Origin of the sequence: Maritimibacter harenae, assembly GCF_009882975.1 — a bacterium.
Classification (GTDB): domain Bacteria; phylum Pseudomonadota; class Alphaproteobacteria; order Rhodobacterales; family Rhodobacteraceae; genus Maritimibacter; species Maritimibacter harenae.
Genome location: NZ_WTUX01000003.1, coordinates 36,698 through 56,368, shown reverse-complemented (window position 1 = coordinate 56,368; position 19,671 = coordinate 36,698). Strand labels below are relative to the sequence as shown.

General features: G+C 61.4%; 20 protein-coding genes. 3 read left to right on the top strand and 17 right to left on the bottom strand.

The window, feature by feature from the left end; translation table 11 throughout:
- The 6 genes from GQE99_RS01545 to GQE99_RS01520 form a co-directional block, all read right to left on the bottom strand.
- Positions 1-759 (bottom strand): GntR family transcriptional regulator, encoded by a 759-nt coding sequence (locus tag GQE99_RS01545; protein ID WP_161349829.1) that lies wholly within the window; start codon positions 757-759, stop codon positions 1-3.
- 120 nt (positions 760-879) lie between these two features.
- Positions 880-2,181 (bottom strand): TRAP transporter large permease, encoded by a 1,302-nt coding sequence (locus GQE99_RS01540; RefSeq protein ID WP_161349828.1) that lies wholly within the window; start codon positions 2,179-2,181, stop codon positions 880-882.
- Positions 2,182-2,184: 3 nt separating this feature from the next.
- The gene (locus tag GQE99_RS01535; RefSeq protein ID WP_161349827.1) at positions 2,185-2,661 is read right to left on the bottom strand and encodes a TRAP transporter small permease; all 477 of its coding nucleotides are present in this window, start codon (positions 2,659-2,661) and stop codon (positions 2,185-2,187) included.
- A gap of 49 nt (positions 2,662-2,710) precedes the next feature.
- A complete protein-coding gene (locus tag GQE99_RS01530; RefSeq protein WP_161349826.1) occupies positions 2,711-3,748 on the bottom strand; it encodes a TRAP transporter substrate-binding protein in 1,038 nt (345 codons plus the stop codon).
- 56 nt (positions 3,749-3,804) lie between these two features.
- Positions 3,805-4,455, bottom strand: a complete 651-nt coding sequence (locus GQE99_RS01525; RefSeq protein WP_161349825.1) for a nuclear transport factor 2 family protein — start codon at positions 4,453-4,455, stop codon at positions 3,805-3,807.
- Positions 4,456-4,478: 23 nt separating this feature from the next.
- Positions 4,479-5,804 (bottom strand): aminomethyl transferase family protein, encoded by a 1,326-nt coding sequence (locus tag GQE99_RS01520; RefSeq protein WP_161349824.1) that lies wholly within the window; start codon positions 5,802-5,804, stop codon positions 4,479-4,481.
- Positions 5,805-6,036: 232 nt separating this feature from the next.
- Here GQE99_RS01520 and GQE99_RS01515 point away from each other — a divergent pair, with 232 nt between their 5' ends.
- Positions 6,037-6,837 (top strand): helix-turn-helix transcriptional regulator, encoded by an 801-nt coding sequence (locus tag GQE99_RS01515; RefSeq protein ID WP_161349823.1) that lies wholly within the window; start codon positions 6,037-6,039, stop codon positions 6,835-6,837.
- Between the two features lie 90 nt (positions 6,838-6,927).
- On the opposite strand, the gene GQE99_RS21415 is transcribed toward GQE99_RS01515, so the two are convergent.
- From GQE99_RS21415 to GQE99_RS01495, 5 genes are all read right to left on the bottom strand, one after another.
- A complete protein-coding gene (locus tag GQE99_RS21415; protein WP_328794019.1) occupies positions 6,928-7,116 on the bottom strand; it encodes an aldehyde dehydrogenase family protein in 189 nt (62 codons plus the stop codon).
- Complete coding sequence (locus GQE99_RS21820) at positions 7,025-7,687, bottom strand: aldehyde dehydrogenase family protein (protein WP_328794016.1); 663 nt, start codon at positions 7,685-7,687, stop codon at positions 7,025-7,027. Before GQE99_RS21820 ends, GQE99_RS21415 begins: the two co-directional genes overlap by 92 nt.
- 201 nt (positions 7,688-7,888) lie before the next feature.
- Positions 7,889-9,148, bottom strand: coding sequence for an aldehyde dehydrogenase family protein (locus GQE99_RS01505; protein ID WP_161349843.1), 1,260 nt, complete (start codon positions 9,146-9,148; stop codon positions 7,889-7,891).
- Between the two features lie 120 nt (positions 9,149-9,268).
- Complete coding sequence (locus GQE99_RS01500; protein WP_161349822.1) at positions 9,269-10,558, bottom strand: aminomethyl transferase family protein; 1,290 nt, start codon at positions 10,556-10,558, stop codon at positions 9,269-9,271.
- 90 nt (positions 10,559-10,648) lie between these two features.
- On the bottom strand, positions 10,649-11,584 hold the full coding sequence (locus tag GQE99_RS01495; protein WP_161349821.1) for an NmrA family NAD(P)-binding protein: 936 nt from the start codon (positions 11,582-11,584) through the stop codon (positions 10,649-10,651).
- A gap of 154 nt (positions 11,585-11,738) precedes the next feature.
- On the opposite strand from GQE99_RS01495, the gene GQE99_RS01490 reads away from it, so the two are divergent.
- Positions 11,739-12,644, top strand: a complete 906-nt coding sequence (locus GQE99_RS01490) for a LysR family transcriptional regulator (RefSeq protein WP_161349820.1) — start codon at positions 11,739-11,741, stop codon at positions 12,642-12,644.
- A gap of 51 nt (positions 12,645-12,695) precedes the next feature.
- Here the strand turns inward: GQE99_RS01490 and GQE99_RS01485 are convergent, their stop codons facing one another.
- From GQE99_RS01485 to GQE99_RS01470, 4 genes are read right to left on the bottom strand one after another with little or no spacing between them, the layout of a single operon-like run.
- A complete protein-coding gene (locus tag GQE99_RS01485) occupies positions 12,696-14,159 on the bottom strand; it encodes an aldehyde dehydrogenase (protein WP_161349819.1) in 1,464 nt (487 codons plus the stop codon).
- Positions 14,156-15,790: a GMC family oxidoreductase gene (locus tag GQE99_RS01480; RefSeq protein ID WP_161349818.1), complete on the bottom strand. Its 1,635-nt coding sequence runs from the start codon at positions 15,788-15,790 to the stop codon at positions 14,156-14,158. The genes GQE99_RS01485 and GQE99_RS01480 overlap by 4 nt, the downstream gene beginning before the upstream one ends.
- Positions 15,787-16,452 (bottom strand): nuclear transport factor 2 family protein, encoded by a 666-nt coding sequence (locus GQE99_RS01475; protein ID WP_161349817.1) that lies wholly within the window; start codon positions 16,450-16,452, stop codon positions 15,787-15,789. Before GQE99_RS01475 ends, GQE99_RS01480 begins: the two co-directional genes overlap by 4 nt.
- Before the next feature lie 11 nt (positions 16,453-16,463).
- Positions 16,464-17,012 (bottom strand): 2,4'-dihydroxyacetophenone dioxygenase family protein, encoded by a 549-nt coding sequence (locus GQE99_RS01470; RefSeq protein ID WP_161349816.1) that lies wholly within the window; start codon positions 17,010-17,012, stop codon positions 16,464-16,466.
- 153 nt (positions 17,013-17,165) lie between these two features.
- Here GQE99_RS01470 and GQE99_RS01465 point away from each other — a divergent pair, with 153 nt between their 5' ends.
- Positions 17,166-18,047: a LysR family transcriptional regulator gene (locus tag GQE99_RS01465; RefSeq protein ID WP_161349815.1), complete on the top strand. Its 882-nt coding sequence runs from the start codon at positions 17,166-17,168 to the stop codon at positions 18,045-18,047.
- Positions 18,048-18,071: 24 nt separating this feature from the next.
- Here the strand turns inward: GQE99_RS01465 and GQE99_RS01460 are convergent, their stop codons facing one another.
- Complete coding sequence (locus GQE99_RS01460; RefSeq protein ID WP_161349814.1) at positions 18,072-18,485, bottom strand: nuclear transport factor 2 family protein; 414 nt, start codon at positions 18,483-18,485, stop codon at positions 18,072-18,074.
- A 69-nt stretch (positions 18,486-18,554) separates the two neighbouring features.
- Positions 18,555-19,661: a TRAP transporter substrate-binding protein DctP gene (dctP, locus tag GQE99_RS01455; protein ID WP_161349813.1), complete on the bottom strand. Its 1,107-nt coding sequence runs from the start codon at positions 19,659-19,661 to the stop codon at positions 18,555-18,557.
- Between the last annotated feature and the right edge of the window lie 10 nt (positions 19,662-19,671).

Genomic DNA, 19,671 nt, shown 5'->3' with positions numbered 1-19,671 from the left:
TTATTTCCTGTTGGCTCTCTTCGCCTTCTCGGCAATCCAAGGAATGGGTTCGTCCTTCGCGCGCAACAGCTGAAGATATCGCGCCGCGCAGAAGGAATGTTCATGTGCCAGCCGTTCGGCCCGCGTGGCTTCGCCTTTCCGGATGCACTCCACGATCGCGCGGTGCTGCTCCTGCGCCATGATGAGCACCTTCTTCACCGCCGCATGGTTAAGCGAAAGCGATTCAACGAAAGCGTTCGGCGAACCGAATGGCAGCGCTTTTATCCGCTCCAGCGACATGGCCAGCATCTCGCTTTCCGACGCTTCCAGCAAAAGCCGGTGAAATTCATTATTGAGGTGGACGTACTCGGTCTGCTCGCTGTCGGTCGTAAGACGCCCCACGACATCATCGAGCTCAGTCACGACGCTCTCCATCGCCTGAAGGTGCGAGGCGGAAACATTGGCTTCGGCAGCGAGACGGGCGGCCATGCCTTCCAGCATCCCGCGGATCTCGATCGCCTGAAAGACATCTTGCTCCGTATACGATTTGACCTCGTAGCCGCTTCGCTCGCGCTTGGCGAGCAGGCCCTCTTCGGCAAGCTGCGCCAAGGCGGCGCGCGCCGGGGTGCGCGACACGCCGAACCGCTCCACGATCAGCGGCTCTGACACCCGAGACCCAGGCGCGAGCGTTCCATCCACGATCAGCCCGCGCAGCCCGAGAAAGGCCGTGAGTGTCTGGGACTTTGTGCTTTCCGATTCGCTCAAGGCGGTTTCCTCCATATCCTTTTTCTTAAAGCATACAGAAGATAGTTCAAGTCAGAACGTATACGTTTTTGCCATTATTGAGCCAATCATGGCGATATGGCGTACATTACGTATACGTTCTGACCTTGGCACCGCTCAGGGCATAAGGCTGGGTAAGAGCAGTGAAATTGCAGGAAAAATGCTGAGCAGAAGCAATCTGACGAGGTCGGCGGCAAGGAAAGGCATCACACCTTTGAAGATCCCGACCAAACCGATCTCTCGGTCTATGGAGTTGATGACGTACACGTTCATACCAACCGGCGGTGAGATGAGACCGATCGAGACCGTCATGACGATAATGACCCCAAACCAGATCGGATCGAACCCCATCGCGATGACCGCAGGGTATACGATCGGGATGGTCAGGATGACGATTGCGATTTCGTCCACGAAGGCGCCCAACAGCAGGTAACCCAGCAGGAGCAACGCCATGATCATCGCTGGCGCCATGTCGAGCGCGGTTATGAAGCCGGTCAGGTTTTGCGTGGTACGAGTGATTGCCAGGAAATAGCCGAAAAGGAATGCACCGATTGCGATTGTGAAAATCGACGCCGTCGTGCGCAAGGCTTCGATCAGACATTCGCGAATAGCAGGAAAGTCCAGACGTCCGCGCAGTACGCCGATGATCATGGTTCCGACCGCTCCAAGGGCCGCGGCCTCGGCTACGGTGACGACCCCGAGATACATCGACCCGAAGACGAGCGAAAACAGCAAGAGCGTCGCCCACACGTCTCGAAGCGCGATGATCCGCTCTCGCCGATCGGTGCGCTGCGCAACGGGAAATGCCTCGGGTCGGCGAAACGACACGATCCAGATCGCGCCACTGTAGAGCGCAACCGCAAGCAGGCCCGGAAGAATCCCCGCAATGAAGAGCGAGGCGACGTCCTGCTCAGTCAAGATTGCGTAGACCAGCATTGCGACGGACGGCGGAATGATGATCCCGAGGGTGCCGCCAGCGGCGATGCTGCCCGCGGCGAAACTCGCTTCGTATCCTTCTCTGCGCATCTCTGGCATGGCTATTTTCGTCATGGTCGCCGCAGTCGCGAGGGATGAACCATTTATGGCGGCGAACCCTGCGCAGGCAAGAATAGTCGAAACCGCGAGCCCTCCGCGCCGATGTCCGACGAATGCACGGCTCACCCGAAATAGCTCGCTGCTCATTCCGGAGCGTGATGCGAACACTCCCATGAGGACGAACATGGGCACGACGGATAGCGTGTAATCGCTCGCAGTTCTGAACGGCGAGTTCAGCAGGAGATTCAGTCCGGGACCGACCCCGCGCATCGCCATGAAACCGAACACCCCCACCAAACCCATCGCGATGCCGACGGGAACGCGAAGGATCATCAGCACGAACAGTGCCGAGAAACCGAGGATCGCGACGAGTTCGCCTTCCATGACTTAGCTTTCCTTGACTCTGGTGGCGCTTCGGAGGTGTTCGAATATTCGAACGAGATTGAGAAAAGTCGCAGCAAAGACGCCGATTGCAGCTGCGGCTATGAAAATCCACAGCGGCACATGAAGTTGGTTGGTCGCCTCGCTGCTCCCTGCCGAGATCAGGATCTTGCGGAACAACATCACGCTGAGCAGTCCGAAAAACAGCAGCGACACGAGCCCCGCGAAAACGTCGATCCAGCGTGCGAGCGATTTTGGAAGCGCCTCCCACAGGATGTCGACGGTAATATGCCTGCCTGCGTAGGTCGCCGTCGAGATGCCCCAGAACACAGCGACAGCTTGAAGCAACCCGGCAAAGGAGTAGGCGTCGGGAATTTGGACCCGGAACACATAGCGCAGAAGGGCTTCAAAAAAGGTCAGCAGCGCAACCACACCGATCGAGTATCCGGCAAATACTTCAATCCAACGAATGACCCGTGCCATGACATCCTCCAATCAGGCGGACCCGGCATAGGCCGGGTCCGTGCACTTTTCACTCGACACTGTCATAGGCCGCGCCGGCAGCCTCCAGTTTTTCCTGGAGCATCGCGCCAATCTCAGCGCCGTCTATGTCGGCATACTTCGCGCTAACTGCCGCGTATCCGGCATCGCGCACCGGATCGGACGTGGCACGCCACGCGGCCTTCTGATCCGCCGAAATGGCGTAGATCGTCTGCGAGTCATCTTCAGATAGTTGAACGCGGAACCGTTCCGCTTCGTCGAACCAAGCGGTCGAAATCCGCTCGGACCACTCCGGCGTGCAATGGCTGTCGACCGCTGCCCTTTCGTCGTCGGACAGGCTGTCGTAGAAGCTCGGATTGATCACATGTACCTGAGCGCCGACATACATCGGCATGTCGAGGTGGAAGCTCAGCGCCTCGTGAATACCGAAGTCGGCCATGTCCCACGGCAGCGTCGTCCCGTCGATGACATTCCGATCTGCGAGTTCCCGAACTTCCGGCAGCGACGAGGGAACGATATTCGCGCCCTGCTGCGTGAGCCATTCTGCGACAGTCGGCCCGGCCGGGCGCATACGCAAACCCGACAGGTCCTCTGGAGTCTCCACCCCCTCCTTGGCGAAATGCATCAGGCCTGGGGCATGAAGCGTGATGAGGCACACTTTTACATCGCCCATTTCTGCGCCGGCATAGTCCAGAAACCATTCGTGAAAGGCGCGTGTGCCGGTGGTGCTGTTGCCGAAGCTGAACGGGATCTCGACATAGGCGAAGATCGGGAACCGGCCCGCATTGTAAGCCGGAGAGACCAAAGCCATGTCGACAATACCATCGCGGGCCATGTCGTAATGGTCAGGCGCAGCGCCAAGTTGCTGAGACGGATAGATGTCGACGTTTAGCGAGCCGTCGCTCGCCTCCTCCAGGCTGGCGGCCCATCCTTCTAGCTCGGTACTCAGAATGTGGGCCGGCGGCAGCCACGTCGACATGGTCATATCGGTCGCGTGTGCGGCGCCGTTGAGCGAAAGCACGAGAGCCGTAGCCCCGCCCAGAATTCCTTTCAGACTATTCGTATTCATTCTTTTCCTCCTCCAAGTTGTGGGACGGCCAGGCTGCCGCCCCGATCGGTTCGAACCTATTCGACGTCCTCTTGCATGGGCGGTGACGGCTCGAACACATTGATGCGGTACGGGTTGTACGGCATGTGATACGTGGTCGGGTGGGTCGGCGTTATCCCCGAGAAACCCGCCGAGCTTGACGCCACGGGCTCCTTCACCCAGCCTTTGTGGTAGGGCGACTGGAAAGTCAGGCGGGCACGAAGCTTGTGGAATTTCCAGGCATCGTCTTCGCGGACATAACTGATGTCGTACTTGCACCAGTTCCAGTATGCGGTCAGTTTCTCCTTACGGAAGCGGCTGACGATACCTGGCGAATGGAACAGGCCCTTGGCACGCTGCCGATCTTCGCTGATCTTGACGACGGGGTTCAGGGCGAGGTGTTGCTGCATCCAGCCGGGACGAACGATGTTGTTGGACATGGCCTTGAAGAAGGCCCGAACCTGCTCGATGCCCTCGTAAACACCACCGTCGAAGATCTCGATGCTCACATCATCGACCTTCTGCGCCCACAGCTCTGGGCACTCCTCGTTCTTCAGCATGTGATAAATGTGCGTGTAGTAAGACGTCAGTTCGCAGATCTCGTTGTGATCCTTCAAGCGCATCAAGTCGTTCGTCGTGTCGCGCAGTTCAGCGACCTCCCGCTTCAGAGCTTCCAGTTCGTTGTCCATGTCTCTCCTCCTGTGCGTAATTTTTAGCGAGCGCCGTCCGACGCGGTTTGAACAGACTGATTTCTGTCTTTATCGAGGTATGGGAAGCGGGCGACGCGGGCGCGGACCTCCTTGATCCGACCGCCCGGATTCCCCCACAGAACCGTCACATCGGTCCCGATCTCGGCACAGGCGCGGTCGATCGTGCAGTGCGACAGCATTTTGCGATACCAATAGCTGTAGGCGAGGCCGGAGGCGACGCCGACATCACGACCGCCGACGAGAACGCGGTCGGCATGCGCTAGCGCCAGCCGAAAGTGAGGTGAGCTTGGCAATTCTACATATTCGTACTCTTCGCCCTCTTCGAACAGAGAGGCGTAGATGTCGATAATATCCTGTGGATTCCATTCGAGCGTGACGATGGTGCGCCTTGCATCTGCCAGATCGAGCTCGACTGCCGCCCGGCCAAGGAAATCGTGGTCGAAGCGGACGGAGTTTTCCCATCCGACCTCGCTCGGCGTGCGGTATCTGGCGCGCATGTCCGCGTGATCCGCGCTTCCCGACACGGCGGGGTCGCGCCAACGCGTGCCCTGCGACCCGGAGACGTAGTCAAGGAACCCCGGTTCTTCTGGCGCAGCGGATGCAAAAGTCCATGTCGCCTGCGGAAAGCCGCCTTCAACGTGGTTGACCGGGTAGGTCTTCCATCCGAGGCGTTGAATGCCGTGGGGTTCGCCTGCCGCGACGACCCTGCGAAAGATCTCAGGACCAGCTTCGATGGGTCCGTGAAGCTCATAGGCGAGCGTCCCGGCCATGCCCGCGCGCATGACCTGAACCCGGTGTCCCGCGATTGTCGTGTCCCGGAACCGCAAGAAGCCGATGTCACCCAGATCGTCCCCGCTCACATCGTTCAACACGTCGAGCGATTTCGGACCGGCCACTTGAAATAGGAACGGCGTTTCGATGGTTTGCTGCACGTCGAAAGCCGTCTTCGAATGTTGGAAAGCGGCCCAGGGACCCGATGCAAACAGCCTGAAATCGTCTTCAGCCAACCTTTGCAAGATGCCGTGCGCGGCGATCAGGCCGTCGCTGGTGCACATCACGACATGCTTGGCTCGCCCGACCCGGAAGGTCGCCATGCTATTCGTGCAGATCGAGGCAAGAAATTCCGCCGCTTGCGGACCGTGATAGCGCAGCCGCGCTCCTTCGCCGGACAGACCTGCATGGATGTAGCAACCGCGTTTCCACGACAGGCTTTCGGACTTCCAGCCCGCGAACTCCCAAGGCCGCACGAACGCGCCGGAAATCATGTGCAGGCCGTGGCCTGGGTCATAGTCAAAAGCCACAGCCTGTGCGAATGGCGACGTTGCCATCTTGTTTATTCCTCCCTCATGCGAACACACTTGTCTCGTCGGCTGGCACGCCATGCCAACCGCCCTCTTCCGGGACATTCGCTAGTTTTCTGCATCGCCTGCCGGGGCTCTACCGGATCGTCAGGCTATCCGCGCCATTTTCGGCGCAGGTGCACCCCGACCATATTCCTAGCGCGGGCATGCTGTCTGTAATACAAATAGAGGACAAATCTGCAGTGACCAGGAGGCCGACTTGGCAAGCGAAATACAAGCGGCGGAAATGTCCGATCTGGCGCGCTCGGTGGCTGGAGCGCTCGCGCGGATCGAAACGGTAGAGTATGGCCGTAAACTGCTCGAGGTGGCGTCCCTCGCCTGCCGTTTCCGAACGGTCTGCGTCTTCATCCTGCCGGGCAACGATATCGACCGCCCCATCCTGACATTGTTGGAAACAGAGGGGAGCGAATACGTCATGCGTAACAACGTTCAACAAGCGCTTTCGACAACTGGCCATGCTCCCGATTATCGGAGGATGCTGGACGCGGCGGTATCCAGCGGGAGCGATCTGCGGTTCCTGCGGACCAAGCTTACCCCGGCCGATCCGCGCTGGCGCATGTACCAACAACAGAACTTCGTCGAGCGCGTAACCTGTCTTCGTTATCGGGATGACGGAAGCTACCTCGTCAGTTTCTTTCGCTCGGGCGAGGATGGACCCATCTTGGACGCCGAAGAGTCACGGCTTGAGGCGGTGATGCCGCTCCTACTTGAATTGGTCATGGTGCGGCACAAGCTACCCGCTCTGACGCCACACCAGGCAATGCCACGTCGACAACGCGTGCTTTCCCTCAAACGCAAGGGAATTCCGGGCTTCGCAGATCTGTCCGAGCGCGAGGCAGAGGTCTGTGACCTGATCGCCGCGGGCCTGTCCTCGGCTGCTATCGCTCAGGAGACCGGTCTCGCCTTCACGACGATCAGGACGTTCCGGCAAAGAGCATTTCGCAAACTTGGCATATCCACCGCCGCCCAATTCTTCTCCCTATTGCTGTCGGGTGAATAGGCCCGGCAGACCGGCCTAGAACGGAAAGTGCTGTTGCGGGTCCTCGACGGTCACGAGCCGCAGTTCCGTGATCTCTTCGATCCCACGGCGTCAACCAAAGCGGCCATAGCCGCTCGATTTCACGCCTCCAAAGGGCAACTGCGGCCCATCGTAGACGGTTGGTCCGTTGATCCGGCACATCCCAGCGTCAATCTGGCGCGCGATCTGCATCGCCCGCCCGACGTCGCTGCCATAGACCGAGGCGGCGAGGCCGAACTCGCTCTGATTGGCGAGTGAGATTGCGTGATCCGTCTCGCGCCTCGGTTTCGGCGATAACACCCACATGTGTGGAGCCGGTGAAGTTTATGCGGCGCACCGAGGGGTGCTCGATGAGGGCGCTCACCACATCAGAAGCATCTTCGCGCGCGCGACTGACCAAGTTGATCACGCCATCGGGCAAGTCGGCATCGACCAGAACCTGCGCAACCATATGGTGCAGTCTGGGGCAGCCCTCGGAGGAATTCAGGACCATGGTGTTGCCGCAGGCAATGGGCACGGCCACGGCGCGGGCGGCGAGTATGACCGACGCATTCCACGTCGCCATGCCGACGAGCACGCCGACCGGTTCGCGACACCCGATGGCGTAGGTGCCCGGCTTGTTCACCGGAAACGTCTCACCAGTGAGGAAGGTCAAGCAGGCCGTCGCCTCCTCGAAGAACTGGGCCGCCGTCTCCACTTTGAACCCGAGCCACGGCGCCGTCGCTCCGGTCTCGGCCATCCCGACGGCGATAAACTCATCGTTGCGCGCGCGCATCAGTGCGGCCGCCTTGGTGAAGATCGAACGCCGGTCCCCCGGGCTGCTGTGGCGCACGTCGCGAACGCCTCCTCCGCGGCGCTCACGACGCGCTCAACATCCTCGCGACGGGCGGCAGCGGCCACCGTGACCGCCGCGCCCGAAACCGGATTGGCCCTGTCGAACGTCAGGCCCGACTGCGCGGATTGCCCCGCGCCACCGATAAGAAGATCCGCGTCCATGGTCATTTTCCTCCTGCGCCTGCTGCGACGCTCTTTCTCATGTCGAACTCCGCCCGCGACACCCAGCAGCCGTGAAGCTGTGCGCGGGTCGTGAACGGAAAGTGTCATTGGCAAGCGCGGCGGCGGCGGACAGGTCATCCACATCGAAAGGTGTCGCAACCACCACGGGGCCGAAGATTTCCTCGCGCATAAGGCGCGACTGGCCGTCCACATCGGCGAGCACTGTGGGTTTCACGAAGTAGCCACCTTGTGTGCCGCCGCCCAGCCTGCGTGCGCCTTCTGTGCTCCCGAGATCGAGAAAACCTTTCACCCGGTCGAACTGTGTCTGGCTGACCAGTGGGCCGATGACCGTTTCAGGGTCCGCGCCATTGCCGACTTTCAGCCCGGCGGCGAACTCGGCGATGCCTTTCGAGACCTCTTCGAACACGCTGCGTTCGATGAACAGGCGCGAGCGGGCGACGCAGACCTGTCCGGACGCACCGATGAAGGCCATCGCGGCAGCAGGGATCGCCGCCTCGAGATCGGCATCGGCGAAGATCATGTTGGGCGACTCGCCGCCAAGCTCCAGCGTCACCCGCTTCAGGGATTTCGTCTTGGTTTCAAGGATATGGCGCCCCGTGGCTGTCGAGCCCGTAAAGCTGATCTTGTCGGCCATAGGATGATACACAAGCGCCTGTCCCGCTTCGCGCCCGAAGCCGGTCACGATGTTCACCACGCCTTCAGGCACACCCGCCTCGGCGACAAGCTCGGCCAGAAGGATCGCGGACAGCGGCGTCTGTTCGGCGGGTTTCAGGACGACGGTACATCCGGCGGCGAGTGCAGGGGCGAGCTTGCCACAGGCCATCGAGACCGGGAAGTTCCACGCACAGATCGCGCCCACGACACCCCCGGGTTCGCGCATGGTGTAGGCGTGCCATTTGCCCTCGGCGGACAGCGGCACCGTGTCGCCGGTGAGCTTGGTCGGCCAGCCCGCGTAGTGCCGAAGCGCCTGGATCCCCATCGGGAGCGCACCGTCGCGGGCAAGCCCCTGTGGCATGCCGTTGTCCAGCGTCTCGACGGCGGCAAGCCGCTCGGCATTCGCCTCAACCAGATCCGCGAGACGGTGCAGCACCCGCTCGCGCTCGACGGGGGACATATTTGGCCACGGCCCTTCGTCGAATGCACAGCGTGCAGCGCGAAGAGCCCGGTCGATATCCGTGGCACTGCCTTGGGCGGCGCGGGCAAAAAACTCGCCCGTCGCCGGATTTTCAACCTCGAAGCTTGCGCCGTCTGCAGCCTCGACAAAGCGTCCGCCGATGAAGAGGGGGCGGGTCGCCCCCCTCTAGCTCCGACGCCAACGCGCCATAATCGATGTGAGCAAGAGTGCTGTGCTCATTCATGTCATTGCTCGCGCTTCTGCATTGGCGCCGAGGTCGGTTCAGGCGGTCTCGAGCGTTTTCATCTCGGCACGGCGGTTGTCCTGCTTGTAGGGCGCAGGGCAGACTTTGGCGCGGATCAGCTTCTTCGGATGACCCGGCGCCCCCCAGACAATCTCGACCTCGTTGCCGATCCCCGCCTGCGTTTCGTCGAGGAAAGCGAGGGCGAGCACTTTGCGGAAGTAGTAGCTGTAGCCGGGGGTGGAGGAGATGCCGACCTTGGCCCCGTCCTTCTGCACCTCGTCCGCCCAGACCATCCAGCGATGGGGGGTCGGGATGTCGAGGTAGTCATAGTGCTCGCCCTCTTGGAACAGCGAGGCATAGATGTCGACGACATCCTCGCTGTTGAACTCCAGCGTCACGCGGCAGCGCGACGGTTCGTTCACGGCTTTTTCCAGCGCGTCCCGACCTTTGAAGTCATGGTCGAACTTCACCATCTTGCCCCAGCCAAGCTCATAGGGCGTGAAGAGGATTTCATTCACGTCCTCGGGCTCGAGTGAGCCGCGCAGCACAGGCAACACGCCACCGGTGTCGAAATTCGCGCCGAGGAAGGGGAAAAAGCCCTGATCCTGCGGCAGGAAATGCGCCATCAGGTAGTGCCACGCGCCGGTCGGAAAGGCTGCTTCGAGGTGGTTTATCATCGCCGTGCGGCGGCCAAGGCGGCGGATGCCGAATTCTTCGCCCGCCTCAAGAATGGCGGCGCGCACGGTTTCGATATCGGCCTCGTCGCCGTGGAACTCGAACCCCGGCTCGCCCGCCATGCCCTGACGCAGCGCATAGACGGTGCAGCCCGCAATCTTCATCTCGCGGAAATGCATGAACTTGATGTCGTCCAGCGTCTCGCCCGTGACCTTCTGACAGATCGAAAGTGCTGCGGGCCCGGAGACCTGAAGCTGGAAAGTCTTGATCTCGCGCCATTTCACGTCGAGCCCGCTTTCCTCGGCCTGATAGGCCGCCCAGAACGCCGAGGCGGATTGCGTGCGGAACGTGTCATCAGACATGCGCATGAGCACGCCTTCGCCCGCAACCTGACCCGCGTCGTTGCACATGATGGCGTGCTTCGCCTTGCCGGGGGTGAAGTTCTCGAACGAGTTGGTGCAGATGGATTTCAGAAGCTTTTCGGCATCGGGGCCGGACAGTTCGACATCCCACAGGAACGACCAGTCGCCGATGTAGGCGGTGGTCTTCCACGACATCTGTTCGTCCATCCAATCGGTGAATTCCGGGCCGCCAAAACCGGGATGATAGCCCGGCGGGGTCATACGCAGAAACTGAATAACTTCCTTGGACATTCTCGTCTCCTCCCATTTGAGACAGGCGCGCATGCGCCATGGTTCACGCCCGGAGGCGCGGTGTGGTGTCGGCCATGTGGCGCGACGAAGTCAGGTGTTCTCCATGGCCTCTTGGGCAAGGCCGCGCAGCACGTCGGCGCGCTCGGCAAAGAAGCTTTTGACGTCACGGGGCGGACGGCCCGTCAGCGTCTGCACGTCATCGGTCAGGATCGCGAAGTCGCCGGCCGCAACGGTGAAGTCGAAGGACACCATGTCTTCCGAACACCAGCCGAAGCCATCGACCACGAGGTCGTCCTGCGCCGTGCGGGGAATGCCTAGACTGTCGAAGAACTGGTAAAGGCCCTCCTCGTCAACGATCTCGTACGAGATGTCGCGCCCCGACAGCATCGCGGTGTATCCGGCAAGGTCGCGGTAGCTCAAAAGGTCCGGCCCGGTGAGGTGATAGACCTTGTTCTCGAACCCCTCACCACCCATCACTGCAACGCAAGCCGCGATACAATCGGCCTTGGTCACCAGCGCGATGCGCCCGTCCGCCGCGGCTGTGATCCAGCGACCGGAGCGCGCCGCACCTGGTGCTGCGGCATCGCGCATGGCGTCGGCGTATTGCGAATTACGCATGAAGGTGAATTCGATGCCCGTCTCGCGAATGAGCGCCTCGGTCATTCGGTGGTCGGCCATGGCGAGTGATTGCGCCCCCTCACGCCCGACGAAGGACGTGTAAACGATATGCCGCACTCCGGCGGCCGCGAGAGCGGCGACAGCATTGCCGTGCTGACGTTCCCGCTGGCCTACGCGATTGGTCGAAATAAAGAGCGCCCGCTCGGCACCTGCAAAGGCGGTATCGAGGCTGGCCCGGTCATCGAAGTCTGCGTGCCGCACGTCAGCACCGAGAGCCGCGAAATTGGCGAGCTTTTCTGGCGAACGCGTCGTCAGGATCAGGTTCGCGGCAGGCATGCCACCATCGATCAGGCCCTGCGCAACGCTGGACCCGTAGGGGCCCGAGGCCCCGGTAATCAGAGTTTTCATCTTGTCCTCCCTCGCGACCGGTTGGGGCGCTTCGGCCATGCCCTCCTGCATCACACCTGAGAGAGTAACGCCGGCTTAAGCCCGCTGGGAAACAAGCTGAGGCTTTGAATGGCACAAGTTTTGGCTTATACCTTTCAGTAGGGAGGACATCGTTATGACTGCGCTTTCGCTTCGCCAGCTCGAAGTGTTCGTCGAAGTCGTGGAGGCAGGCAGTTTCAACGCCTGTGCCATGCGGCTCGGCGTCAGTCAGGCCGCGATCAGCGACCAGATGAAGGCGTTGGAAGAAGCCGTTGGCGGCAAGTTGTTTGACCGCGCACCGGGTAAGCCCGCCATGCTCACCCCGATGGGTCAGCGTGTCCATGAACGCGCGATGAAGATTGAGGCCCTCTCGCGCGCCATTCTTGCCGAAAGCGGCGATCGGCCCTCAAGCGACGCGCCGCTGGTGATCCGAATGGCCGTGTATTCATATATCGCGTCGAAACTCCAGCGCGCGATCGATGCATTCCTCTCCGGAGTGCCGCATACCCAAGTCGACCGCGACCTGCGGCTTCAGACACCCAGTCAGCTACGTCAAGGGCTCGCCAACGGGTCAATCGACATCGGCTATACGTACTGGGGTCAGGGGTTCGAGGTGCCGCCGGGGGATTTCACCGGCGATCAGCTATTGGCTTTGTTCGTCCGGTCGGATCACCCGCTGGTCGATCAGCAGCCGGTCGAAAGGGACATGCTCGCGCCCTACCCGACCCTGCATCTGGCCCATGACAATTACCTGCAGGCCCTGATCCGGGGCGCGCTCGATCACGCAGGCATTCGGTTTTCGGATGTTCTGGTCGAAACCGACGACTACGCCTTCATTCTCAGCACGACCGCCGGGTCCGATGCGGTCACCTGCATGTTCGCGGACGAGGCCGAGAAGGTGGCGAAGTCGCATGGTCTCGTTCGACTGGAAACAACATTCGAACTGCCAAGGCTGGCAGTCTACCGGGCCTATTCCGAACGTGCGATGTCGAACCGGATTATGCGGCGGTTGATCCAGAAACTAACGCAGTCCGAGAGATAGAAAAGGGGCGGGGCATAAGCCCCGCGCCGTCAATCGGCACGAAAATCCGGTTTACACAGGCAGAATGATCGACTTGGTTTCCGTGAAGCTCAGAAGCCCTGACTCACCGCCTTCGCGCCCAACACCGGACTGCTTGAACCCGCCAAAGGGCAGCGCCGGATCAAACCGGAAGCCATTATGCGCGACGGTCCCCGTTCTCACGCCACGAGCGATCCGATAGGCGCGGTCGCTGTCGCCGGTAAACACGGCACCATAGAGGCCAAACGGGCTGTCATTCGCGATGGCCAGCGCTTCCTCCTCGGACTCGTAGGTCATGAGGCCGAGGACCGGGCCGAAGATTTCTTCCTGCGCGATGCGCATCCCCGGCGCGACGCCCGAAAACAGCGTCGGCTCGATATAGTAGCCACGCTCCAACGCGGCGGGTCGGGCACCGCCGTGCAGGATCTGCGCGCCTTCGCTCCGGCCGAGCGCGATGTATTCCTCGACCCGCGCCCGCTGCCGGTCCATCGCAAGCGGTCCCATTTCGGCCTCGGGGTCATCGGGATGGCCGACACGGATCGTGGCCATTTCGGCTGCAATGGCCTCGGCAAGTTTGTCATGCATATGCGCCGGAACGATTGCCCGGCTCAGGGTTGCGCAGACCTGACCCGCCGAGATCGAGATCACGCGCGCCAGCGTTTTGGACACCATGTCGATGTCGCAATCGTCCAGCACGATAGCCGCCGATTTGCCGCCCAGCTCAAGTGTGCAGCGCGCCAGCCGCTCGCCGCAGACCGAAGCGATCCGCTTGCCTGCCTGGACCGAGCCTGTGAAGCTGACCTTGTCGACGCCCCCGTGGCGTACGAGGTAGTCTGACGCCTGCCGACCGGCGGTGACAAGATTCACGACCCCCTTAGGCAGCCCGACCTCCTCGGCGACCTCGGCGATTATGTAGGCCTCGAGCGGGGTTTCCGGAGCGGGTTTAAGGATGGTCGTGCAACCCGCCAGCAGAGCCGGCGCCAGCTTGCCCGCCATGATCCCGAAAGGGTTGTTCCAAGGCGCAATCAGGGCGGCAACGCCCACCGGTTCGCGTACCACGACCGCCTCGCCGGGGCCATCGGTCAGCGGTTGACGCTTCTCGAAAGCGAACGTTTCCGCCAGTCCCGCATAGTAATCGAACCAGCCCTTACCGCCCCCGATCACGAAAGGCGCTTCTTTCGCGAGCGCCCCGATCTGTTCGACCCAGGCGCGCTCGATCTCAGCGAGGCGCCGCTCGAGAACTTCGGACATTCTTGTAAGGTAACCCGCACGCTCTGCTGGTGTCATACGCGGCCAGGGCCCTGCGTCGAAGGCGCGGCGGGCGGCCGCTACGGCGGCGTTCATATCGGCCTCGCCCGCCTCGGCCACGGTCGCGACCACTTCTTCGGAATGGGCCGAGATCACCTCGATCCGGCCACCTTTTGCTGCATCTTGCCAGACCCCACCGATGTAAAGCTGGTGCGGCTGGGCGATGCTAATGTCGGCCTGTGCGTTCATGTCACATCCTCTGTTTCTTGTGTGTGAATGGCCTGTTCCGGCGTTTGCCCGAGGATCAGGTCCGACGCCTTTTCGGCGATCATCATCGTGGGGGCGGAGGTGTTGCCGCTGACGATCCGCGGCATCACCGAGGCATCGACCACCCGCAGGCCGTCGATCCCGTGAACCCGAAGGTCTGCATCGACCACCGAGGTTTCGGGGTCCACGCCCATGGCGCAGGTCGATGTCGGGTGCATCCCGGTCTGGATCGTTTGACTCAGATGCGCATCCAGATCTTTCGCCCGCGGTCCCGGCATCAGTTCCTCGGCGATCATTTCGCTCAGTGGCGCTGTCGCAAAGAACCTGCGTATGAAGGCAAGCATCTCATGCGCTGCATGCCGATCTGCCTCATGGGTCAAGAGACCGAGCCGGATCATGGGCTTGTCCAACGGGTCCGAAGACCGAAGCGTCACGCTCCCGCGACCTTCCGGGCGAAGCTGCATGGCGGCGGCGGTGAACTCATGCCCCGCGCCGGGGCGCCAGCCAGGAAACCACGGCCGCGCCATGAAGGACACATGGCTCACCTGAAACTGCGTGTCCGGCCGGTCGCCCCCGGAATGCGTGTTCAGATAGGCTTGCACGGACAAGGGCGCTTCACCCAACGGCCCCGATTTGGTCAGGCCCCAGCGCATCGCATGGGTCGCCAGACGATCGAGCCGCAGCATGGCATCGAAGCCTAAAGGCTGCGCCGCGCGGAAGACGGCGGCCACAAGGGGATGGTCCTGAAGGTCACGCCCCACGGTCGGCAAATGATGAAGCGTCTCGACACCAACACGTGCAAGATCGTCCTCGTGGCCGACTCCAGAGAGGTTGAGCAGTTGCGGTGAATTGAAGGCTCCGCCGCACAGGATCACCTCGCCCCCCTTGGTGCTCCGGCGCGTGCCATTCTGGAGATACTCGACGGAGACCGCGCACCCGTTCTCTATCTTGACACGCAAGGCATGGGCCCCGGTTTTGATCGTCAGGTTCCGGCGCCCCCGCGCGGGCGAAAGATAGGCTGTCGCACTGCTCTCACGGGCCCCGCCACGAACGGTGAAGTCGGGCATGCCGAATCCGGCCTGGCGCGGCCCGTGGAAATCTTCCACCTCGTCGTAGCCCAGGGCCCGCGCCGTCGAGATCATTTTGGGATAAATCATGGGGTCGCGCGGATTCCGGTCGACACCTAAGGGACCGGAGCCGCCGTGAAACCTGCCCTCGCCGCGCCAGTTCGTCTCGGACCGGCAAAAGTAGGGCAACACGTCGTCGTAGGACCATCCTGCAAGCCCCATCGCTGCCCAATCGTCGTAATCCGCCCGGTTGCCGCGCGAATACATCATACCGTTTATGGACGATGTGCCGCCGAGCAGCCGACCGCGTGGCTGGTCCAGTTTCCGGTTGGCCGTGTCCTTTTCCGGTTCGCTCTCGTACCCCCAGCCAAAGCGCGGCGTCTCGGACGCCGGGTGCCATGCGACGGGTACCCGAACCATGAGGGACCGATCGGAACCGCCGGCCTCTAGCAAGAGGACATTCACGGTAGGATCTTCGCTTAAACGGTTCGCGAGGACGCACCCTGCCGTACCCGCGCCCAAGATCACGAAATCATAGTTTGTCATGGCTCATCGCCCCCGGGCATCTCGCCAGACGGCGACGGCACCACATCCCCAGTCAACGGGTGGCGGTAATGGAACGGCTTGAAGCGACGTCCGAGCCCGGCGTCCCGGGGCGGTGCGGAACGATCAGGCGGAAAGGCTGTGCTTTCCGGGCCGCTGTCGAACACGGCGCCGTCGAAGCCTGCGACTTCGAAGTAATAGGTGGGCACCCAACCGACATGCTTGATCTTCCAGTGCCCGCTTTCGCGGACGAACCGGTTCTCATAGATACCCTCGGCCAGCAGCATCTTGCCAGATCCCGGAGGCGAATTGCCTTGGACCAGCGCACGGGATCGCACCTCGGCGCTCATCCGGTCGTCTGCTAGCGTGGTGACAAGCTGCAATTGGATGTGGTTGATGATCTCGTCTTGCAGCAGGCCCCAACGCCCGCCGCCCAGCACCTCGGTCAGGAAACGGCGCACTCTGTCCTTGCCGACATAAAGCCCGCGCTGACCGATCTCGATCGAAGGGGAATCGTCGCAGAACGTTTCCGCCACCTCGCCCCACATGCGATTGTCGAGGTAGTAGCCATACTGGTAGTGGAGCCGCTCGATCTCGCCGATGTCCTCGACACGGGCGAGTCGCTCTTCCAGCGCCGCCATGCTTGCGTTAATCGAATCCGTCATGTCGGGCGCGCTCAATTCGGCTCGATATAGCCGATTTGGCTTCCGCCGATGACGGCCGGAACGGTCTTGCCCTGCTCTCGCAGCGCTACGGGCCAGTCCCGCAGGTGACTGGCCGCGTCGAGCACGGCTTCGACGTTCCCGGCCTCATCCAGGATCAGCATCGCGCCATGCACCACGAAGACCACATCTGTGATGCCCTCGTTGTGGTCGGCAACCTTAAGCGTGTGGATCGAGCCGGGCGGCTCGTACAGGAACGAACCTGCGGTGCTGGCAGGTGACTCCGGATATTCGAGATAGGACCATTCGCCCGAGAGGGTGACCGCGTAGACGAGCCCCGTGTGGTGATGTGGCGGTAACTGAACGCCCGGCTGAAATCGGATGCGCACGGCGAAGGTGCCCGCCTCGACGTCCGCTTGGAGAAGCTGAAGGCTGATCCCCTCGGCTCCGAAATCATCCGCGAACGGGCGATTGTCCGTCCCGATGTGCAGCGCGTCGGGCGCGGCCCCGTTCGCACCGGCATCGAGCCCGACAAGCTTTGACTTGGTCTGATCGAAACTCATGCGAGGCCTCCTTGGGCACAGCAAAGTTCGGTGTTTCGCATTGTTGGCATCGTTGATCCTCCCATTCGTGGCTCGGAAGGTAAGAAGTCGGCCCCCTTGTTCGGAAGGCAGCAATTGACTATCAACCGATAGGTTAAGCCCTATCGGTGACGCATGAAGACGACGCTACGCCAGCTTGAAATATTCGTCGGGGCCGTCGAACACGGCAGCTTTCGCGCATGTGCACAAGCGATGGGATTATCGCAGGTCGTGGTGAGCGAGCATATCCGCGCGATGGAAGATCGTCTCGGCGTGCTACTTTTCGAACGCCGCGCTGGCAGTCGCCCGGTTCTGACTGAAGCCGGCCGCGAAGCCTTTGTGCGCGGGCGAAGTCTGCTGGGTGAGTATCATGATTTCGAAAGCACGTTTTCCGAGGGACCAGAGCGTCTCCTTCGCGTGATCGCGCCGCCGTTTCTACTGCGCGGCGCGGCGAACGCCATCGAAGACCTGCGCGCGCGCCACCCGGATCGCACGCTAATGATCGACACCGCGAACCACACGATTTCAGGGCTGATCGAACAAGTCGAATCGCGGCAGGCGGATATGGCGTTCTTCTACGGCGCCCGGCCGGTCGACCATCCGCTATTAGAACGGATCGCGACCGAGCCTTTGGCCATCTTCGTGGGTCAGTCGCACCCACTCGCGGCCCCTGGCATCGTTCGCCCCCAAGACCTCGTTCAGACGCCCGCAATACACCTGACGCAGGAGCATCCCTTGCGTCGCGAAATCGACATCGCCCTGATCGAGATCGGCGTTGCTCCCGGACCAATAGCGCTAGAAACGGACGAGTTCGGATTGATCCTCAGCAGCGCGTCCCGCAATACCGGCTTTGTCTGCATGTTTGAAGCAACGGTGTCCGAAACGGGGCAAACCGCGGGACTTCGCCAGATCGCGCTGTCGCCACCCGTGCCGGCGCTCGGCGTCTATGTCGTCTGGCGCGAGGCTACACGCCGCCGGGCCCTGCTGCGGGAGCTTGTGGAAATCCTCAGGTCATAGGGAGCGGTACGCGGCTGGCCCGGCTCAAGGCCAGTTGCCGACGAGTTCGATGCTCTTTTCCGAGATGCGCCAAAGCCCGCCGCGGCGCGTGAGGCGATCGTGATAAATCGCGCCAACCCGCAACTGCATGGCACTTTGCTCGCCTTCATCAGGATCGTTGGCGTAGACTGTCAAATGCGAACGTGACACTGCGACGTGCGATTCTGGAAAGTCGATTACGATACTGCTCAGGATATGAAATGTCCGCAGCGCTTCGGGCCGCCCATGCAGTCTGGCACGGATGGCGTCGTGTCCTTCGAATCGCGCTTCCGCAATCCAGATCATATCGGGTTGGGTCAGCGAGATCACGCCCTCGACATCGCGAGCGTCGAGCCGGTCCACGAACCGATGCAGCACCTGTTCACAGGCGGCATGGTTCAATAAGGTCTGGTCGTCCATGTCACGGGTCCGATGCGAGAATAATTTGGTGCGGCGCAGCCTAGGGCCGCACCGCACCGGGAGGAGAGATCAGTACGATAGGTTGTCGTAGATCTCGGATTTAAGAAGCCCGGCAAACGCGTCGATGTCTTCACCGACGTCTGCAAGCAGACCTTCCCATTTGCTGTAGTTCTCTTGATAGCTGGCCAGCAGCGCGTCGAAGTTTTCAACCCCCAACGGTTCGAATGCGTTGCGGATGCTTTCCTCTTCGCTCCCGACATAAGCGTCAAACGCGGTCTGGAACTCGCCCCCGAGATCGACGATCTTCATGCCATTGGCTTTGGCATTCTCTACAGCCGGTGCGTCGGCTTGCATCATTGTGATCGTCGCGGCCGCGATGACCTGAGGCATGTTACCCTTTATCGCCGCTCGGGCGTCGTCAGACAGGCCATCCCACACTTCCTTGTTGAAACTGACCATCATCGGATAGGCCGAGGCGCCAAATGTGCCGTCGACGATGGTCTTGACTACTTCGCCGAACTTGAAAACGTCGAGCCAGAGACGCGACAGCATCGCGCAATCAACCACGCCGCGCTGGAATCCAGTCGCAAGCTCCGGGAAGGGAATGCTCACTGGCGACATTCCAAAGCTGGTCGCGACCTGCTGGTCGAAGCGGCTCGGCGCACGGAGGCGCAACCCGTTGAGATCCTCGACCGATTCCACTTCGGTCGAACACATCAGGTAATACGTCGGGTTCGAATGGCCCCCCAACGGTACGAGATCATTCTCGGCTGCCTCTTCAAGGCATTCGGGGCAGTCGAGCAGCGCAGTTTCCGTCATCGCCGCCGCGGTTGCGCGTGGATCGGGGCTGATCGCGCGGAATTGTTCGATGGTTGCTAGGTGTGGCACCTTGTTCGGCGCAAAGGCCGCGATGACCTGTCCGCCGCCGACGGCCTGATCGCTCACTCCATCAAAGGTCTCGCCTTGGCCCATGAGCTGACCCGCAAAGAACATTTTGCCGGTCACCTCGCCATTTGTGGCCTCAGAGACGCGCTCCCAGAAGGGCACCATTCCAACAGAGTTGATCGGCTCCTGCGGCGGCAGCCAAGAGTTGAACGTGATCTCCTGGGCGGATGCGGATGCAGCGGTTCCCAAAGCCGCCGTTAAGGTCAGGACTGTAAGTGACTGTTTAAGCATTGTTTTTCCT

What these genes read in the sequence shown, in the direction of transcription:
- GQE99_RS01535 (WP_161349827.1), bottom strand. Translation starts at nt 2,661, where the DNA reads ATGGCACGGGTCATTCGTTGGATTGAAGTATTTGCCGGATACTCGATC.
- GQE99_RS01460 (WP_161349814.1), bottom strand. Translation starts at nt 18,485, where the DNA reads ATGGACGACCAGACCTTATTGAACCATGCCGCCTGTGAACAGGTGCTG.
- GQE99_RS01470 (WP_161349816.1), bottom strand. Translation starts at nt 17,012, where the DNA reads ATGAGTTTCGATCAGACCAAGTCAAAGCTTGTCGGGCTCGATGCCGGT.
- GQE99_RS01530 (WP_161349826.1), bottom strand. Translation starts at nt 3,748, where the DNA reads ATGAATACGAATAGTCTGAAAGGAATTCTGGGCGGGGCTACGGCTCTC.
- GQE99_RS01485 (WP_161349819.1), bottom strand. Translation starts at nt 14,159, where the DNA reads ATGAACGCACAGGCCGACATTAGCATCGCCCAGCCGCACCAGCTTTAC.
- GQE99_RS01465 (WP_161349815.1), top strand. Translation starts at nt 17,166, where the DNA reads ATGAAGACGACGCTACGCCAGCTTGAAATATTCGTCGGGGCCGTCGAA.
- GQE99_RS01500 (WP_161349822.1), bottom strand. Translation starts at nt 10,558, where the DNA reads ATGTCCAAGGAAGTTATTCAGTTTCTGCGTATGACCCCGCCGGGCTAT.
- GQE99_RS01520 (WP_161349824.1), bottom strand. Translation starts at nt 5,804, where the DNA reads ATGGCAACGTCGCCATTCGCACAGGCTGTGGCTTTTGACTATGACCCA.
- GQE99_RS01480 (WP_161349818.1), bottom strand. Translation starts at nt 15,790, where the DNA reads ATGACAAACTATGATTTCGTGATCTTGGGCGCGGGTACGGCAGGGTGC.
- GQE99_RS01540 (WP_161349828.1), bottom strand. Translation starts at nt 2,181, where the DNA reads ATGGAAGGCGAACTCGTCGCGATCCTCGGTTTCTCGGCACTGTTCGTG.
- GQE99_RS01545 (WP_161349829.1), bottom strand. Translation starts at nt 759, where the DNA reads ATGGAGGAAACCGCCTTGAGCGAATCGGAAAGCACAAAGTCCCAGACA.
- GQE99_RS01490 (WP_161349820.1), top strand. Translation starts at nt 11,739, where the DNA reads ATGACTGCGCTTTCGCTTCGCCAGCTCGAAGTGTTCGTCGAAGTCGTG.
- dctP (WP_161349813.1), bottom strand. Translation starts at nt 19,661, where the DNA reads ATGCTTAAACAGTCACTTACAGTCCTGACCTTAACGGCGGCTTTGGGA.
- GQE99_RS01525 (WP_161349825.1), bottom strand. Translation starts at nt 4,455, where the DNA reads ATGGACAACGAACTGGAAGCTCTGAAGCGGGAGGTCGCTGAACTGCGC.
- GQE99_RS01475 (WP_161349817.1), bottom strand. Translation starts at nt 16,452, where the DNA reads ATGACGGATTCGATTAACGCAAGCATGGCGGCGCTGGAAGAGCGACTC.
- GQE99_RS01495 (WP_161349821.1), bottom strand. Translation starts at nt 11,584, where the DNA reads ATGAAAACTCTGATTACCGGGGCCTCGGGCCCCTACGGGTCCAGCGTT.